General features: G+C 35.0%; 17 protein-coding genes and 1 pseudogene. 10 read left to right on the top strand and 8 right to left on the bottom strand.

The window, feature by feature from the left end; translation table 11 throughout:
• Positions 1–69: 69 nt before the first annotated feature.
• From tsf to sufB, 8 genes are all read left to right on the top strand, one after another.
• Positions 70–951 carry a translation elongation factor Ts gene (tsf, locus tag IGL37_RS09495; RefSeq protein WP_002356760.1) on the top strand — a complete coding sequence of 294 codons (882 nt, stop codon included), beginning with the start codon at positions 70–72 and terminating at the stop codon, positions 949–951.
• 260 nt (positions 952–1211) lie between these two features.
• Entirely contained in the window at positions 1212–1934 is a 723-nt protein-coding gene (gene pyrH, locus IGL37_RS09490) for a UMP kinase (RefSeq protein WP_002356761.1), read from the top strand.
• Between the two features lie 3 nt (positions 1935–1937).
• The gene (gene frr / locus IGL37_RS09485; RefSeq protein WP_002356762.1) at positions 1938–2495 is read left to right on the top strand and encodes a ribosome recycling factor; all 558 of its coding nucleotides are present in this window, start codon (positions 1938–1940) and stop codon (positions 2493–2495) included.
• A 369-nt stretch (positions 2496–2864) separates the two neighbouring features.
• The gene (gene sufC, locus IGL37_RS09480) at positions 2865–3635 is read left to right on the top strand and encodes a Fe-S cluster assembly ATPase SufC (RefSeq protein ID WP_002356763.1); all 771 of its coding nucleotides are present in this window, start codon (positions 2865–2867) and stop codon (positions 3633–3635) included.
• 14 nt (positions 3636–3649) lie between these two features.
• Positions 3650–4936 carry a Fe-S cluster assembly protein SufD gene (sufD, locus tag IGL37_RS09475; protein WP_002364433.1) on the top strand — a complete coding sequence of 429 codons (1287 nt, stop codon included), beginning with the start codon at positions 3650–3652 and terminating at the stop codon, positions 4934–4936.
• A complete protein-coding gene (locus IGL37_RS09470; RefSeq protein WP_002409699.1) occupies positions 4933–6168 on the top strand; it encodes a cysteine desulfurase in 1236 nt (411 codons plus the stop codon). Before sufD ends, IGL37_RS09470 begins: the two co-directional genes overlap by 4 nt.
• Complete coding sequence (gene sufU, locus IGL37_RS09465; protein ID WP_002356768.1) at positions 6155–6622, top strand: Fe-S cluster assembly sulfur transfer protein SufU; 468 nt, start codon at positions 6155–6157, stop codon at positions 6620–6622. Before IGL37_RS09470 ends, sufU begins: the two co-directional genes overlap by 14 nt.
• 18 nt (positions 6623–6640) lie before the next feature.
• Complete coding sequence (gene sufB, locus IGL37_RS09460) at positions 6641–8035, top strand: Fe-S cluster assembly protein SufB (RefSeq protein ID WP_002356769.1); 1395 nt, start codon at positions 6641–6643, stop codon at positions 8033–8035.
• An 85-nt stretch (positions 8036–8120) separates the two neighbouring features.
• On the opposite strand, the pseudogene IGL37_RS09455 reads toward sufB, so the two are convergent.
• From IGL37_RS09455 to IGL37_RS09420, 8 genes and pseudogenes are all read right to left on the bottom strand, one after another.
• Positions 8121–8258, bottom strand: a pseudogene (locus IGL37_RS09455) (site-specific integrase); the annotation flags it as partial.
• 827 nt (positions 8259–9085) lie between these two features.
• Positions 9086–9814 (bottom strand): ABC transporter permease, encoded by a 729-nt coding sequence (locus tag IGL37_RS09450; protein ID WP_002401908.1) that lies wholly within the window; start codon positions 9812–9814, stop codon positions 9086–9088.
• The gene (locus IGL37_RS09445; protein WP_002362855.1) at positions 9814–10599 is read right to left on the bottom strand and encodes an ABC transporter permease; all 786 of its coding nucleotides are present in this window, start codon (positions 10597–10599) and stop codon (positions 9814–9816) included. The genes IGL37_RS09450 and IGL37_RS09445 overlap by 1 nt, the downstream gene beginning before the upstream one ends.
• Positions 10600–10601: 2 nt before the next feature.
• A complete protein-coding gene (locus IGL37_RS09440; protein ID WP_002378542.1) occupies positions 10602–11309 on the bottom strand; it encodes an ABC transporter ATP-binding protein in 708 nt (235 codons plus the stop codon).
• Between the two features lie 51 nt (positions 11310–11360).
• Entirely contained in the window at positions 11361–13652 is a 2292-nt protein-coding gene (locus IGL37_RS09435; RefSeq protein ID WP_002407163.1) for a lasso peptide biosynthesis B2 protein, read from the bottom strand.
• Positions 13652–13900, bottom strand: a complete 249-nt coding sequence (locus IGL37_RS09430; protein WP_002362859.1) for a PqqD family protein — start codon at positions 13898–13900, stop codon at positions 13652–13654. Before IGL37_RS09430 ends, IGL37_RS09435 begins: the two co-directional genes overlap by 1 nt.
• A gap of 57 nt (positions 13901–13957) precedes the next feature.
• Entirely contained in the window at positions 13958–15688 is a 1731-nt protein-coding gene (locus IGL37_RS09425) for an asparagine synthase-related protein (RefSeq protein WP_002414658.1), read from the bottom strand.
• A gap of 174 nt (positions 15689–15862) precedes the next feature.
• Entirely contained in the window at positions 15863–16000 is a 138-nt protein-coding gene (locus IGL37_RS09420) for a hypothetical protein (protein ID WP_002414657.1), read from the bottom strand.
• Between the two features lie 460 nt (positions 16001–16460).
• On the opposite strand from IGL37_RS09420, the gene IGL37_RS09415 reads away from it, so the two are divergent.
• Both IGL37_RS09415 and IGL37_RS09410 read left to right on the top strand, forming a co-directional pair.
• On the top strand, positions 16461–18422 hold the full coding sequence (locus tag IGL37_RS09415; RefSeq protein WP_002404120.1) for a sensor histidine kinase: 1962 nt from the start codon (positions 16461–16463) through the stop codon (positions 18420–18422).
• Positions 18419–19012 (top strand): response regulator transcription factor, encoded by a 594-nt coding sequence (locus IGL37_RS09410; RefSeq protein ID WP_002362865.1) that lies wholly within the window; start codon positions 18419–18421, stop codon positions 19010–19012. Before IGL37_RS09415 ends, IGL37_RS09410 begins: the two co-directional genes overlap by 4 nt.
• The last annotated feature ends 20 nt before the right edge of the window (positions 19013–19032 follow it).

The raw sequence follows: 19032 nt of genomic DNA, 5'->3' as shown, positions 1-19032 counted from the left end.
AAAAGCCTGATTCTCCTTTGAGATAGCTTTTTTAAAAAGAATTGATAATATCCGAGGAGGACACAAATAATGGCAGACGTTACAGCTAAAATGGTAAAAGAATTACGCGATATGACTGGCGTTGGAATGATGGACGCTAAAAAAGCATTAGTAAAAGTAGAAGGCGACATGGAAAAAGCCGTAGACTTTTTACGTGAAAATGGTATGGCTAAAGCAGCGAAGAAAAATGACCGCATTGCGGCTGAAGGTTTAGCAAACGTAGCAACTGTAGGTAACGTTGCAGCAATCGTTGAAGTAAACTCAGAAACTGACTTCGTTTCTAAAAACGAAATGTTCCAAGATTTAGTTAAAGATATTGCGACTAAAGTTGCTGAAAACAAACCAGCTACGATGGAAGAAGCAATGGCTATTAAAACTGAAAAAGGCACAATCGAATCTGATTTAATCGAAGCAACAACTGTTATCGGTGAAAAAATCAGCTTCCGTCGTTTTGAAGTTGTCGAAAAAGCTGACAATGCTGCATTTGGCGCTTACTTACACATGGGTGGCCGTATTGCTGTATTAACAGTTATCGATGGCACAACTGACGAAGAAGTAGCGAAAGATGTTGCTATGCACATCGCGGCAATCAACCCTCGCTATGTCAATGAATCTCAAATTCCTCAAGAAGAATTAGAACACGAAAAAGCTGTGTTAACTGAACAAGCATTAAACGAAGGTAAACCAGCAAATATCGTTGAAAAAATGGTTGTTGGTCGTCTACAAAAATTCAAAGCAGAAATCGCTTTGGTTGACCAACCATTTGTTAAAGATCCAGATATGACTGTCGAAAAATTTGTTGCTTCTAAAGGCGGCGAAGTGAAATCATTCGTACGTTTTGAAGTTGGCGAAGGTATCGAAAAACGTGAAGATAACTTTGCGGATGAAGTAATGAGCCAAATGAAAAACTAAGAGCATCAAACGCTCGGTTGAAAAGCCGTGAATCATAAGTATCTAAACAGACAGCGATCCCCAAAGGAAGCTGCATAAATTGATTACTGCTTGATTCAAGGCAGTCTTTCAGCCATTTGGGAACGCATAACTTTGATATGCGCTCCCTTTTTTTAGGCAAAACCAGTGGATCGCACTGCTTGGTCTAAAAAATCATTTTGGTGAAAAGTCATCTAAATGAGGAATTGAATGATTTTTAGAGAATCTTGGAGGGAATTATGATGGTTAAACCTAAGTATCAACGTGTCGTATTAAAGTTAAGTGGAGAAGCGCTAGCCGGAGAAGACGGTTTTGGCATTAAACCACCAGTCATTAAAGAAATCGTCCAAGAAATTAAAGAGGTCCATGAATTAGGTATCGAAATGGCCATCGTGGTTGGCGGCGGAAACATTTGGCGTGGACAAATTGGTGCTCAAATGGGCATGGAACGTGCACAAGCTGATTATATGGGCATGTTAGCTACTGTGATGAATGCCTTAGCATTGCAAGATACATTAGAAAATCTTGGTGTGCCTACACGTGTTCAAACATCAATTGAAATGCGTCAAATTGCAGAACCATACATTCGTCGTCGTGCAGAACGTCATTTAGAAAAAGGCCGCGTTGTTATTTTTGCCGGAGGAACAGGAAATCCTTACTTCTCGACAGATACAACGGCTGCGTTACGAGCTGCAGAAGTAGATGCGGACGTCATCTTAATGGCGAAGAACAATGTTGATGGTGTTTATTCTGCGGATCCACGTGTGGATGAAACAGCGACAAAATTTGAAGAACTAACACATTTAGATGTTATTTCTAAAGGGCTGCAAGTAATGGATTCAACAGCTAGCTCATTAAGTATGGATAACGATATTCCTTTAGTTGTCTTTAACCTAAATGAAGCAGGAAATATCCGTCGTGCCATCCTTGGTGAAAATATCGGAACAACTGTAAGGGGGAAATAAAGAATGTCTAAAGAAGTTTTAGCAACAGCCAAAGAAAAAATGACAAAAGCGGAAGAAAGCTTACGCCGTGAATTAGGTCAAATTCGTGCTGGTCGTGCGAACGCAAGTCTATTAGACCGTATTCAAGTAGAATATTATGGTGCACCAACACCAGTTAACCAATTAGCAAGTATCAATATCCCAGAAGCACGTGTATTAATGATTACACCGTTTGACAAAAATTCTATCGCTGACATTGAAAAAGCTATTCAAATGAGTGATATCGGCATTAGCCCAACCAATGATGGAAATGTCATCCGTTTAGTGATTCCACAATTAACGGAAGAACGTCGGAAAGAATTAGCCAAAGACGTGAAAAAAGAAGCGGAAAACTCAAAAGTTGCTGTCCGTAACGTTCGTCGTGATGCAATGGATGAGTTGAAAAAAGCTCAAAAAAATGGCGACATCACTGAAGATGAATTACGTTCATTTGAAAAAGATGTTCAAAAATTAACAGACGATAGCATCAAAAATATCGATGCGATTACTGCTGAAAAAGAACAAGAACTTTTAGAAGTATAAAACCAATCACTAATAAAAATTATTGAATCCAGAGAAGCAAATGCTCTGGATTTTTTTGTATAGATGATGAAGGCGTATCTCAACGCTCTCTTTGCGAAAGTCATTCTAAAGTAATTATTTAAGAAAACGCTTTCTTTAATAAATTTTTTTATTCTACCAGAATTTTTTTCTTTGTGTAGGGAGGATCACTTAAAAATATAGAGAAACTTTGAAATATCAGCCTTTTAAAATTTTTCTTCACAAATTGAATCCTAAAATTTGATGATAAGAGTTGTTATTTTTAGCAATTGTAATTTGCGATTCATTCTCAATTAGGCTAAAATGAGTGAGAACGGAAAAACGATTAAAACAAGTTGGAGGGAATTGTACATGTCTGTGTTAGAAATCAAAAATTTACACGTATCAATTGAAGATAAAAAGATTCTAAAAGGAGTCGATTTAACAATTAATACTGGAGAAATCCATGCAATTATGGGACCTAATGGAACTGGTAAATCTACTTTATCAGCAGCAATTATGGGAAATCCTAACTACGAAGTCACAGAAGGAGAAATTCTGTTTGACGGCGTCAACGTTTTAGATTTAGAAGTAGACGAACGCGCTCGCTTAGGCTTATTCTTAGCAATGCAATACCCAAGTGAAATTCCAGGGATTACCAACGCTGAATTCATGCGTGCAGCAATCAATGCAAAACGTGACGAAGACAACAAAATGTCAGTCATGCAGTTCTTAAAAAAATTAGATAGCAAAATGGAATTATTAAATATGCCTGAAGAAATGGCTGAGCGTTACTTAAACGAAGGTTTTTCTGGCGGCGAGAAAAAACGAAATGAAATTTTACAATTATTGATGTTAGAGCCAACGTTTGCCATTTTAGATGAAATTGATTCAGGCTTAGATATCGATGCGTTAAAAGTAGTTTCTAAAGGGGTTAATGAAATGCGCGGCGAGAACTTTGGTGCGTTAATTATTACCCATTATCAACGCTTATTGAACTATATCACGCCAGATGTTGTTCATATCATGATGGAAGGCCGCGTTGTGAAAACCGGTGGGGCTGATTTGGCAAAACGTTTAGAAACAGAAGGCTATGCTGGTATCAGCCAAGAATTAGGTATTGATTACAAAGAAGAAGCGTAAGGAGGACAAGATAAATGAAAAAAGTAAATCTAATGGATTATCTTGACGAAGTCACCGCTTTTTCACTAGAACATGAAGAACCAGCTTGGATGACTGAATTGCGAACAACGGCTTTAAGAAACGCTGACGAAAGTGAGTTACCACATATTGATCGTGTGAAATTTCATCGTTGGCCTTTATTAAATGTTCACATGGAAAGTTATGTGCCTTCTGAAGGAAATGTCGCAAGTTTTGATCAAATGAAAGACAATCCTTTAATTGTTCAACAAGGATCTTTTCATGCTTTTGAGCAATTGCCAGCCTCATTAGCGGAACAAGGGGTAATTTTTACAGACATTTTTACTGCTTTACAAGAGCACCCAGAATTAGTTAAAGAATACTATATGACTAAAGCTGTATTACCAGAAGAAGATAAGCTGACAGCAGCTCATGCAGCTTTCATGAATAGTGGCGTTTTCTTATACGTTCCTAAAAACGTAGTGATTGAAGAGCCCATTGAATCTTTGTTTATTCAGGATTCAGATAGCAACCAACCTTTCTTTAAACATGTTTTAATCGTTGCAGATAATCATAGTGAATTCAGTTATTTAGAACGTTTTCAATCAACTGGTCATCACGCAGAGAAAGCTTCTGGAAATATCGTTGTGGAAGTGATTGCGAAAGATGGCGCAAAAGTTAAATACTCAGCCGTGGATCAATTAGGGCAAACTGTAACGACTTATATGAATCGTCGTGGCTATATTATGCGGGATGCCTCTGTTGATTGGGCTCTAGGCGTCATGAATGATGGCGATGTTGTGGCTGATTTTGATTCTGATTTAGTTGGCGAAGGCGCTCATTCAGAAGTTAAAGTTGTTGCAATTAGTGCAGGTAAACAAACACAAGGCATCGACACACGAGTGACAAATAAAGCGCCACATTCAATTGGTCATATTTTACAACATGGAGTTATTCGTGAACGTGGTACTTTAACGTTTAACGGAATTGGCCACATTTTAAAAGGAGCAAAAGGAGCCGACGCACAGCAAGAAAGTCGTGTTTTAATGCTGTCTGATAAAGCTCGTGGTGATGCCAATCCAATTCTTTTAATTGATGAAAATGAAGTGACTGCCGGACACGCAGCCAGCGTTGGTCGAGTAGATCCAGAAGAAATGTATTATTTAATGAGCCGCGGCTTGCGTAAAGAAGAAGCGGAACGTTTGGTGATTCGTGGCTTCCTAGGTTCTGTCATTACAGCAATTCCAGTCAAAGAAGTACAAAATGAATTTGTAGAAGTAATCGAAGGGAAGTTAAACGCATGATGGATGCAGCAACCATTCGTCAATCGTTTCCTATTTTATTTCAAGAAGTTAATGATGAACCGCTAGTTTATTTAGACAATGCTGCGACAACCCAAAAACCAACGGCGGTGTTAGATGTTTTACGACATTATTATGAAACCGATAATGCCAATGTTCATCGTGGGGTGCACACGTTAGCCGAACGAGCAACGAAAGACTATGAGGCCTCCCGCGAAAAGGTTCGCCAATTTATCCATGCCAAAGAAACAGCGGAAGTTTTATTTACACGAGGAACAACAACCAGTTTGAATTGGATTGCCAAAAGTTATGGTGACTTGGCAGTTACAGATGGGGATGAAATCGTCATATCTTACATGGAACATCATTCAAACATTATTCCCTGGCAACAATTAGCCCAACGTACAGGAGCCATTTTGAAGTATATAGACATCACTGAAGACGGCTTTTTAGACATGGCAAGTGCACGTCAACAAATTACAGAAAAAACGAAAATTGTTTCGATTGCTCATGTTTCAAATGTGTTAGGGGTCATTAATCCAATCGAAGAATTAACACAATTAGCTCATCAAAATGGCGCTGTGATGGTGGTAGACGGCGCGCAAGCAGTTCCTCATATGCCTGTGGACGTTCAAGCCATCGATGCTGATTTTTATGCATTTAGTGGTCACAAAATGTGTGGACCAACTGGAATTGGTGTCCTTTATGGCAAACGTCATTTATTGGAACAAATGGAACCTGTGGAATTTGGTGGCGAAATGATTGACTTTGTTCATCTTCAAGAAAGTACTTGGAAAGAGCTTCCATGGAAATTTGAAGCTGGCACACCTAATATTGCTGGGGCAATTGCCTTAGGTGCCGCCATTGATTATTTAACAGAAATTGGTTTAGAGGCCATTCATCAACATGAAGCAGCCCTTGTTCACTATGTTTTGCCGAAGTTGCAAGCTATCGAGGGCTTGACGATTTATGGTCCACAGAATCCAAAAGACCACACAGGTGTGATTGCTTTTAATATTGACGGTTTACATCCACATGATGTGGCTACGGCGTTAGATATGGAAGGGGTCGCTGTCAGAGCGGGTCACCATTGCGCGCAACCGCTATTAAACTATTTGAGCGTGCCAGCAACCGCACGGGCAAGTTTTTATTTATACAATACCAAAGAAGACGCAGATCGCTTAGTTGAAGCGATTAAAGCGACAAAGGAGTTTTTCCAGCATGGCACTTTCTAAATTAGATAACTTATATCGCCAAGTCATTTTGGACCATTCTAGCCACCCACATCACCACGGAACGCTAGATGCGTCTAGCCAAACAATTGAACTGAATAATCCTACTTGTGGAGATGTGATTGAACTGGATGTGGCCATTGAAGACGGTGTGATTAAAGATATCGCCTTTCAAGGAAGTGGCTGTTCCATCAGTACCGCAAGTGCTAGTATGATGACTGATGCGGTCTTAGGAAAAACAATCGCCGAAGCAACGGCCTTAGCAGAGGATTTCTCTCAACTTGTTCAAGGAAATGAAGTGGCCGAAGATGAAAAATTAGGCGATGCAGCAATGTTAAGCGGCGTAGCTAAATTTCCAGCTCGGATCAAATGTGCAACCTTGGCTTGGAAAGCCTTAGAGCAGGCTGTTGCTAATAACGGCCAAGGCGAAGCCGGTCATTTACATTGTGAAAAATAAAGAAAGGGTGACGACGAATTGAGTACAGTACCTGAATTAGAAGAATATAAATTTGGCTTTCACGACGATGTGGAACCAGTCTTTAGTACCGGAGACGGCCTAACAGAAGACGTCGTTCGCGAAATTTCTCGCGTGAAAGGCGAACCAGAATGGATGCTTGACTTCCGTTTAAAATCGTTAGAACAATTCAATAAAATGCCCATGCAAGAATGGGGTCCAGACCTGTCAGATATTGACTTTAGTAAAATTAAATATTACCAAAAACCGAGTGACAAACCCGCACGCGATTGGGATGATGTACCTGATAAAATCAAAGAAACCTTTGAAAAAATTGGGATTCCCGAAGCTGAGCGTGCTTATCTAGCTGGGGCTTCTGCTCAATATGAATCAGAAGTTGTTTACCACAATATGAAAGAAGAATTTGAAAAATTAGGCATCATTTTTACAGATACTGACTCTGCTTTAAAAGAATATCCTGACTTATTCAAAGAGTATTTTTCAAAACTTGTGCCGCCAACAGATAATAAATTGGCCGCTTTAAACTCAGCTGTTTGGTCAGGCGGAACCTTTATTTATGTACCAAAAGGCGTTCGAGTTGATGTACCATTACAAACATATTTCCGAATCAACGCTGAAAATACCGGCCAATTTGAACGGACCTTGATTATTGTCGATGAAGGGGCCAGCGTTCACTATGTTGAAGGCTGTACGGCACCCACGTATTCAAGTAACAGCTTGCATGCGGCCATCGTAGAAATTTTCACTAGAAAAGATGCTTATTGTCGTTATACGACCATTCAAAACTGGTCAGATAACGTCTACAACTTAGTAACCAAACGTGCTAAAGCTTACGAAGGTGCCACTGTCGAATGGATTGATGGTAACTTAGGAGCTAAAACAACCATGAAATACCCAAGCGTTTACTTAGATGGCAAAGGTGCCCGTGGCACGATGTTATCGATTGCCTTTGCTGGTGCTAACCAAATCCAAGATACTGGGGCCAAAATGATTCACAATGCGCCGAATACCTCTAGCTCAATTGTTTCAAAATCAATTGCTAAAGACGGCGGCGAAGTTAATTACCGTGGCCAAGTGACTTTTGGAAAAGACAGTGCAGGCTCGATTTCCCACATCGAATGCGACACGATTATCATGGACGAAAAATCAAAATCAGATACGATTCCGTTTAACGAAATTCATAACAGCCAAGTGTCCTTAGAACACGAAGCCAAAGTTTCAAAAATTTCTGAAGAACAATTATATTATCTAATGAGTCGCGGCTTATCTGAAGCCGAAGCGACAGAAATGATTGTTATGGGCTTTGTTGAACCATTTACGAAAGAATTACCGATGGAATATGCGGTTGAGTTGAATCGGTTGATTAGTTATGAGATGGAAGGTAGTGTAGGGTAAAACCTTTTTTAGTACTAGAAACGTTGATTTATCAATGTTTCTGGTGCTTATTTTTTTCGAAAAAGTAAACTAACTACAATTTCTTTTAGAAAAGATATTTTTCCTTTTCAATAAACTGAGCGAATTGGTCAGCGCTACGCTCCTTACGTTCGGGGTAGAAGTAGTTATATACTTGTCGAGTCATCTTTGAATCTTTATGGCCGACACGGTACATAATATCTTCTTTTTTACAACATATTTTTCTAGCAGAAATCTCTTTTCTTTAATATTAAGTTGTTTGATTGCTTATATAAGCAATTCATCTTCAAAATACGTTTCAAAGTTTTTCAAGTCAAGTGATGACATATTGATAATATTAAAATAGTTATATGTGTAAGAAGAATCGAGCGTGATATCGTGAAAATAGGTAAAGAGTAGTCTAGTGGAGTAGTTCCTCTTTTTTTATAATAGTTGTTTGCATGATAGTGTAGTACACCTATATGAATGTATTTTTTTAGTTTGTTATCGCTTGGAGTATTGTCCATGTAAACTACCTCCTATATCTATGTGACTTTTCCGGATGTCTATACTGCCAAAAACTTTTATGAACTTTTTTAACAGGTAAGCTATTATCGTCTGGCATTTTTGGTAAAATATTATTTACTAGATTGTTATAACCTAAATTGAAATGTAGATTTTTTTGTGATTACAGAATAAATTTGTGAAGCATTCATCGGTATGCCAGAAGTTTTCAAAATGTAGCAGATATTTTTAGAAATAATGTCGTGAGAATAGAAGTAGTCTTTATTTTTTGATCATTAAATTTTGCGTAATCAATTTTTTCTATTTGGTTTAATCGTTTTTCGATTGTCTCACAAAGACTGGTAATTGCTTTTCTCTCATAGATTAATTCAACTATAAGTTTCATAAGCATTTTTTTCTTCTAATAAATTCAAAATAATCACTTCTTTATTAATAAGAGGTTTTAAAGCCATTCAATAACAACAAAAAACTATCAATTGATTTTTGATAGTTTCTATATAGTAGTATTTAAGGAAAGTGAAGAGGTAGTCATCGAACATCACGATATTGAATCAATCCAAATGAAATTAGACTAAGAAATAAGGACCAGATACTTTGAACTAATAAACCCTGAGAACCATTTAATAAAGTAGTTGTATGGGTTGAAAAAAAAAGATTCATGGTTGCTAAATCGGGTAAGTATTTTGCAAATGCAGTCATTGCGAATAACATTTGACTTAATCCAAGAATAAGAGAGAACATTATTGCAATCGGTAAAATATGTGATTTGGTAATGATGGTCAAAAAGACTGTAATCCAAGTTATTTGCGTCCAACTTAACATTGCAATAATCACTTTAATCAAAAATTCAAGAATTAAAGAGAGAGTAAAAGAGCCGTTAAATTGGATAATACCAATTCCTAAGCAAATTAAACTGGAGAATAAACCAATAATCCATACGATAACTGTTAGAAGAAATAGTTTAGTAGTAATGAGTTTTATTCGAGCAGGTATCGTTAGTAAAGTTGTACGTAAATATGAATTTGAATATTCTTGACCGAAGAAACTAGCAGCTATTATAACAAGTCCCGCTTGACTCAAAAAAAAATTACGTATACTCATGGATAATATCTCATTGGTTACCAAAGGTTGATCATTTCCAATTCCAGAAAAAAATAATATTACAGGAGCTACTAAAATGGTTCCGACTGTGCCGAATAAGCACCAATTATAAGAGAAAAATTTGATTATTTCACTTTGAAGAATATTTTTAACCATCAATATTTTCCTCCCACGTCGCTACGAGTAAACGAATAGAATGCTATTAACATAGAAAAAAATATCCATAGAAGAAGTATCAATGTACCTTTTGCTGGATCATGAGGATAAGATTTAACCGGAGTAGCAACAATAAAATTTCCTGCTGCTACGGGTAGATATTCCCCCCAGGGCCATTTCTCTGCTAGATAACTTCCAAGATTATAGATTTGAGGAACTAGAAATATCAACGGAACAATCATATTTCTAAAAAGTAAGCCAATCAAAAAGGATAAAACCGTTAATAATATCCAATTTAATGTAGTGTAGCCAATAAACTTCCAAGTAGTTTGACTTAAAATGAATGGATTCAATCCTAAACTACCTAATCTAACATGTGTAATCGCAACGGTAATAAATATTGAAATGAATGAAATTGATATAGTAGAAATCAAAATAGTTAGTAGTTTGGCATTAAAAAGTTCTTTACGCTTATTACTATATAACATGGTTGTACGTAAATTATGATTTTTATATTCATTAGCTCCGCTAATTCCGCCCCATATTACAATTGGAAGTACTCCAAATAGAGCGGCATCAAAACCAAAATAATCTAATGGAGGCATAGCTTCTAATAAATCTGGATGTGTTGCAGGAGTTGCATCTAATCCTATGGAAAGTAATTGATCCGCTTCTAATAATCCAAGTAAGGGTTGAAGCACGATTACTAATCCAAAAACTATCCACCATCCACGACTATTTATCAGTTTAGAAAATTCGGAATAAGTTACTTTAACAAAACTCATGATTAATTTCCTCCCTCAGTAAGTAGAAAGAATACATCTTCTAATGTTTCAATATTTTGCATCACTTCATGAAGTTCACCAGTAACAACAATCTGACCTTTGTTAATGATAACAACGTCATCCGCAATAGCTTCGATTTCAGAAAGGTAGTGTGAGGAGAGTAATACTGTTTTTCCTTGATCAGCTTGTCTACGAATAAAATTTCTAAACCATTTTATTCCCATGGGATCTAAACCATTTGTTGGTTCATCAAGAACCAGATATTGGGGATCTCCTAGCAGAGCAATAGCAATACCTAATCTTTGCCCTTCACCTAAAGATAAGGTTCCAAGTTGTGCATGACTTTTATTTGATAGGTCGACAAGATCTAAGACTTCTGAAATACGTTTATTCGGGATGTTGTTACTTTTTGCAATGATTTTCAGATGTGTTTTAACTTTTCTTGATGGAGTTCCGCCAATCCCATCAAATGCCGATCCGACAATTTGTAATGGAAAGATGAAATTACTATACTTTTTTTTACCGAAAGTGGCTGTTCCTGATAAAGGCAGGTCTAAACCGAGAAGTATTCTAAGTGTAGAGCTCTTTCCAGCTCCGTTAGGTCCAAGAAAAGCTGTTATGCGTCCTTCTTTAGCCTTAAAAGTTATATTTTCTAGTATATTTTTCTTTTTATGTTGTTTACATATATTTGAAAGGACAATATTTTTCAATAGTATGGCTCCTTTAAATTTTTTTATTTAATTTGTTCTTAAATTAAAAATTTACAGTTCTCTATCCACAAATTGTTCTTTCGCTAATTCTCGATAAAGTGGAACTGTATCAATTAGCTCATTATGATTTCCTGAACCGACAACTCTACCATGTTCAAGGACATAAATGATATCAGAATCAATTACTGTGGATAGACGATGTGCTACAACGATAACTGTTTTTTTCCCTTTTAATTTATCCACTGCCTTTTTCATTCCTAATTCATTTAAGCTGTCCAAGTTAGAGGTTAATTCGTCAAGTAACACAATTTCTGCAGATGATAAAAGAGAGCGTGCCATAGCCAAACGTTGTCTTTCTCCACCAGAGAGGTTTGCACCAGATTCTCCAACCTGCATATCAAGTCCTTTAGAATTTCTATCTAATAAATGATGAAGATTGACTTCTTCCAATACTTCGATGCAGTTTGAATCAGATATTTTAGAATTTCCTAAAAGTAGGTTGTCGCGTAGTGTCCCAGATATAACAGGAGCGTCTTGTTCAACATAAGTGATGAAGTTCCGAAGCTCCTCTCTGCTATAATGCCTATAATCCTTTCCTTGAACGAATATCTTGCCACTGTCAGGATCATAAAATCTTTCAATTAATTGAAGCAATGTGCTTTTTCCTGCGCCTGAGGGACCTACAATTGCAGTTCTTTTTCCCTTTTCTGCACGTAACGTTACTTCTTTGAGAATCATGCTATCTTCTTTTTCCTTAGGATCAGAACCAAATTTCATTTTATTATATCCAAAGCTGATTTTTTCAAAATAGACTGCAGTTTCCTCAGTTATTAAATTTGAACTGGGGGGAATAGCGGGAGTGACATCATAGTCACTTTCTAATGCAAGTTCTAATAATTCGCGAATTCTAGCAAAAGCACCGAGTGATTCGCCAACGCCCCCGAAGGCATTGAAAACTTGTCCTATCGGACCAATCATTGTATAGAGTAGCAAAGCGAATGCAATTAAGTCAGCAACAGACATTAAACCAATAGACACACGGTATCCACCTATTCCCAGTACAATTAGACCAGATAGTTGCAGAGTCATATTAGAAATAGGAGTCATGAATGCTTGTATTTTAGCTAATCTTATTCCAATATTACGCAATCGTTCTGCTTGCAATTTAGATTTTTCTTCCTCCTTGTCTGTTGCGTTTGTTGCACGAATTGTTCTGATAGCATGTAAATCACGTTCGATATCTCCACTCAATTTTCCCAACTCTTTTTGTGCAGAAAAACTAGCCTTTTGTATAGCTTTACTCATAATGATGGTTCCAATAAAAGATACACAAACTGTTGAAAGAGCCATAAAAAATAGCAAGGAATCTCTCAAAATCATCCCGATAGCTGCCCCAACAACAACTAAAAAACCACTACTGAGCGCAATACTCACTTGTATTAAAGCCATTCTCAATTTAGAAGAGTCACCACTAACCCTGCTTAGTAAATCACCTACACTTCTTGTATCGTACTCGTGGATTGGCAATCTTAATAAATGACTAATTAAACTTTTTCGCGCTTTAAAAACGACCCCTTCACCAATTATTTGTAGCAGATAATATTGAACAGCCGTTAAAATCGTAGATAGTATCAATACTACAATGAGAATTCCTAAACTTGAATTAATCTTAATTCCTGTATTTGATTGATCAATTAAATTAGCAACAAGGTTAGGTTGAGCGAGGGTTAAAGCTGCACTGATTAATCCTAATATTCCAACGCAAATGAATTCCCAATTATGCCCTTTTGCTAATGCAAACAGGGATCTAATATTTACTGAGGGCGTATGGTCTTCAGGATTAACAATTTCGGACTCCTTCTTTTTACGTTCTATATTTTCTTGTTTTATTTTTTTCAAATACGATTCCTTTCTGAGAATATCATTTGAACGGTGTGGAACACATATTGCTTTAGAATATATTTGAACTTCTACGGGTTCTCCAATAGGGCATTCATTCAATTCTATCCATGCATGTGCTCTAAATGGCTCTTGTGCATACCCAGTACACCAACTTACTGATTTACGTTGTAGCCATAGTACTATTACAACAGCAAGCGATCGTCTAAGGCATCCTTCTTGACTTCTACATCTACTACTTACGATACACACTGCGTTTCGCGCAATTTTTACCTGTTTTTCTGATGCGGGAGGATTGTTTTTTATTAGCTTCACCAATATTTTTTCAATTCTCCCAGGGGACATCCAATTAAGCGGTGCAGATAGTATTAAACTCAAACGAGCCAGAAATCTTGCACTAAAAGATACCGGATCTATTTGTTCTGGAAAAAGTTGGATATTCATTATGCAAGTTTCATCTCCTTCAAAAGAGCCATAAACTCGGCAACATCTGTTTCCGCTTGAGCTTTATCTAGAGAAAATGAAGTTTCCAATTGTAGTGCTAACTCTTCTATCGTCAATCCTTTACTCAAACCTTCTAACATAGAAACTCCAGAAGCATTTACTTGGAAATAAATTCCTCTACTTTTATCCAAAACAATTGCACCATCATCTTGGCTAATAATTTTCAACTCTCTTTTTACTTTTCTCATTAATATTACTCCTCCTTTTTAGAAAATAACTACAACTAGGTAAGCAGCAACTTCCTTTTATTTTGAGTTCTTTTTTAAAGCTACACGAAGCCAGCGTTCAACAGCTGCTAATCTCTCAAAGGCTTCAACTCTAGTATGTAGAGCAGAAGGCATTGATAATTCAGAAATTAGTATATCTGCATCTACAATTCCTAATTCAACTAATTTGAATTGGTGCACTTGCTGGGAATGCTTTTTTACGGCTTCTTTGTAACTTTTATACAAACTTGTGGAATAGTCTCCTTTAAATCCACGTGTAAAAATATTTTTTGAAACAAGTCCTTTAGTGGCATTATATAAAATCGATTTTGTTACAGTGTGATCTTGTCTGTAACGAGCTGGTATAGCTAACGAGTAATTAATAATATCGACATCTAAAAAGGGAGCTTGCCAAGTCATACCATTAACACCATATATGTTGTTAATCTGAGTTACCAAATGTCTTTGAAAAAGTAGAGACTCGATCATTTGGTGTCGAGAACGATCGGAATCTAAAGAATTCGATGTGTGATCTAATTTATTTATTAGAACTTTATAACTTAATTCTCGGTAAGGCTTCGTAAGCCAATTAGGTACCGTGACTGGACCGCACCAGTTGAGTGCGGAGTTTTGACGAGTTGGTTTAGCATAACCAAATCCTTTGTCTATTTCATTTTTTACAGCTTCCTTAAAGGAATTATTATTTATTAGATCTACTGTCCCAACTGAAATAGGAATCCGATTTAGTAAACAATATCGTAAGCCTAAGTCTATACTGCGTAATTTATTTTGTCGTACAAGAGACCATGCGTTAGCAGGCATAGGAGTGAATAATTCATCCCCGCCAAGACCTGTAAAATGAGTGGCATTGGCGGGAGTTAATGCTGAATGTTCTATGGATTCAACATATCCCTCTGTATCTGCCCAAAATAATGGAGAATCTGGTAACACTGAGTTTGAGTAATCTCTATCAATTTCAAAATTTTTTCCCGAGCTACCTAAAGAAGGTAATGAAGTAAATATGACGTTGATATCGTTTGAGATTAATTTTGCCCATGTAGAATCGCTATTCCATTCACTATCAGCATTTGCGTGATAAAGTTTAACATTAGCTTGAAGCGCTTTTAAGATATAAATAATTGTTGCTGAATCAACTCCACCCGAAAGGTCAGCGGATATCTCAGAGTAACTAACTGTATTTTGACTAAGCAATTCTAGAAGCCGCTCTCGTATTTTTGAATAAATAGATTCGACTTTGTTTTCTAAGTTTGGAGGTGTCCAAGTTTGTATGGGTTCTAAGATTCCATTTGTTGTACATTTCAAAATATAGAATGGTTGGATCGTGTTTACTTTTTCCCATAAGGGAATATTTTGGAATGGGTAGTATGGTAAATTATGAATTAGATTTAATGCAAGAGCCGATTTAGAAATTGGTAAATTAAGAAATAATGCGATATTTGCTGATGAATCACTAATGATTAGTTCATCATTTGAGTCCAACCATGAAAGAGAAACATCAAATAATGATCCTCCCATAAATAGCCCTTCTTTATTTATTAAAACAAATACGCCTTTAGAAATATTTGCTTGAAGATAATCTAACATGTTTTCTGTAGTAGTGTAGTTAAATTGGTCTTTATTGCAAAATATTCTTGAATATTCAGAAGAAATACAGTAAATTTCAAATTGATCGTGTGTATGTTGAGAGTACTCGGTATTGGATACCAGCAGTATATTAGTGTAGTCTGTAGTAATACGTTTTTGAAACATCAATTTTTTTGAGGATATAGAGATATTTGATTTGTTTACAATAATTAGAAGCACCTCCCTAAATAAAGACTATGCGGATTACTAAAAAGGTCATCGAATTATGTAATTCGATGACCAATGGCATAATTATGTAATTCGATGACCGCTAGCATAATTATTTCCCATTTTTCTGTCCTAGTAATAAATTACAACTTGGAAAAGAGCGCGTCCACCAAATACATCTCTAAATTTACCTGTCCAAAGACCACGAGTAGATTCTTTAAAACCTGCAATTTTTTCAATTGATGGTTTACTGTAATTTTGCTTTGTCATAGAGTTCACCTCCTTCATAGTTGGTGTATACTAAATTTTCTAATTCAAGTAAATTAGAAAATAGTTACCTTGATTACTTAGTACTGAAAAATGAGTATAGGAAATTCTTGACATCTATATTTTAGTTAAACAATAGAACAAAACAGCTAGAATCAGGAAATAAATTACTCTTAATTCGTTGTTTTTAAGGTTAAGTAGCTTTTTTCTATTCAACTTATATATTAATCATACAAAAAAAGGGATTATTTGTAATGAGTATATTGTGCAATTATTTAAGAAAGAGTAAGATGAAGATATCATTAAAAAATACACAGAGTGGAGTATGAATAAAATCTGTGTTGTTTAATACATTAGTGGGATATTAGAAAATTTTATTCAAACTATAAATTCAAAATTAGTATCTTTAAAAAAACGAAGAACTGTAGAATATTCAAGGAATACTTAGATTGGAGAAAAGTGTATGAAAGAAAAATTTGTTTATTTGTTATCCTTATTTGTATTCTTAGTGATAGCTCTACTTACTATTAAGCAGAATGACTATTTGTATGGATCGCAAGCAGTAACTGTTGTACCGATTATTGTTGTACTTATTCTTTTTTGCGCAGTTATTATTTTTGTCTCTAAAGATATTAAAAAGATTAGATACTTCGCTGTACTTACTTTTTTTACTTCCATTTCCTTAGCAATAGGATTATTTCCTTATTCTTTTGTGCATCCTGTCAAATCCCTGCTAATTTCATTTTTACCTTACTTTGTTTATAAGTTTTTTGTCACTTTTAACTTAATTTCGATTTTATCTGTTTCTAAAAAAATTGATCAAATTTTATTTATACAATCTATTATTGTATCCATGTTACTGCTTCTTAATTTTGAAAAATTCATATGGATGGTGAGTATAGTAATCATTTTGGATATTTTTGGTTGTTTATTTTTATATTTTAAAGGAAAAGATCGACTAACCATTCGAACAAAAAAAGAACAAGTTTTTCTAATTCGAATACTAGTTTTATCGCTATTTTCGTTAATTATTTCTACTTCTATTTTAAGTGGGTTGGTTCTTTTTCTTATCCCAATCACAGTCGGAATTATTTTAATAAAACGTAATGAAATTAGCTTAGATAAAGTATCAATTATTATAAATTTAGTTATCCATATTATTTGTATAGGAATCTTCTTCATTATTAATTTTTATTTTCTTCGATTATCAATACTTGATATCTATTTTATTTCTATTTTTTATTGTCTGATTTTGTTTATCCTTTATTTGAAGAATTGGTATTTGAGTAGTATTGAGGTGAGCCGAATTCAACAAAGAAAGAAAGATTTCCAAAAAGAAAAGATCGATTTTGTACAAACTATCAGTAAAGAAAAGACTTTGTCTTCAGTAAGTACTTTAATTAGTACAATCTTTTTGCAACATTACGAAATAAATAGTTATTTAATGGTTTGGAAAGATCAATACCAACCATATATTTTGTCTAGCTCAGGAGAATTTTCTAAACTGATTTTAACGAATAAAATTATTGCTGAATTTGAACGCGACTCTAACATATTCCATTATCACAACAATAAATATAGAAAATTCACTTTTTTTGAGAATAAACAAATTTTAGGTTGGTTACTCATAGATAGAGAAAAAGACTTTGACTTGGCGAGTATGAAACATGAAGAAATATATGATTTAGTTGGTGTTGCTGGTAAAATAATTATTGAAAATGAACGCTTATATGATATTAAACAAGAATCATTAAAAATAGAAAGTTTATCTTATGATGAATACGTGAATTATGAATATTTAAACATGGTGCAAAATTTTCATAAAGATTTTTCATTTTTTATTCATGACAATGTTTTACAAAATATTTTGGCTTTAAAAAAACTAATCGAATCTATGTCTACTGAAAATGTAGAAACAAAGAAATTAGTATTAGAAACTTTTGATACTTTAAATAAAACTTTTAGAGACAAGATATTTGAATTATATCCTTCGACGATTGAAACAGTGCCTGTGTCGCAAAGCATTCGAATTCTTTGTGATAAATTCAATGAGGGACAAGAATCTATATTTGTTCATTTTTATTGTCCACAAGAAATGCATCTAAAAAAAGAAGAGAAATTTCATATTTATCGAATTATACAAGAGTTAATAACTAATGCTCTAAAACACTCTCGAGCAACAGTAGTTTGTGTTTATCTCATTCAAAGGGACTTTTATATAGAATGTATTGTACAAGATGATGGCACAGGCTTTGATTATAGCAAAATAAAACTTAGAGGATTTGAAAATAAACATTTTGGTATTCTATCAATAAATCAAGAGGTTAATTCATTAAATGGAAAAATGAGAGTATCATCTGTAAATCCACATGGTACAAAATTTACAATAACTTTACCGATTGCAAAGGAGGATATAGATTCATGAAAGTATATTTATTAGACGATCATGCACTTTTCTCTAAAAGTCTTGAAATTGCATTTCAACCAATGGATGTCTCAATTACTAGTTTTACTAATCCAGAATTTTTTTTAAATAAACTAAAAAATGAGCAACCAGATTTAGCATTATTGGATATCCATATTGGAGAGTTAAGTGGATTTGAAATATCTAAAGAAATTATTGGAAAATTTCCAAATCAAAAAATAGTTTTTTTATCAGGTTTTGATTTAATTGAATACAAGAATGAAGCAATAAAATCTGGAGCATGGGGACTATTAAATAAAAATGTAACAATTGAAGAATTGTATGATGATTTACAAAAAATACATCATGGAACTGATCTGCTACCCAAGTGCCAAAGTACATTAGATGTTCTTAGTAAACGAGAAAAAGAGATACTAAAATGTGCTGCAGAAGGTTTTAAGCAGCAGGAGATAGCAGAACAACTTCATATCAGTAGAAGAACAGTAAATAATCATCTTGTATCCATAAATAATAAGCTAGAGGTAAATTCAACCATTTCTGCAATTATTCAAGCTATTGAATTGGGAATTATTAGAGTAAAAGGATATTGATACTAAAAAATGTTGAAATT

The sequence above is a fragment of the Enterococcus sp. AZ119 genome (assembly GCF_050546175.1).
Lineage (GTDB): Bacteria > Bacillota > Bacilli > Lactobacillales > Enterococcaceae > Enterococcus > Enterococcus faecalis.
The sequence above is the reverse complement of the archived record's forward strand: the minus strand, read 5'-3'. Positions and strand labels throughout refer to the sequence as shown.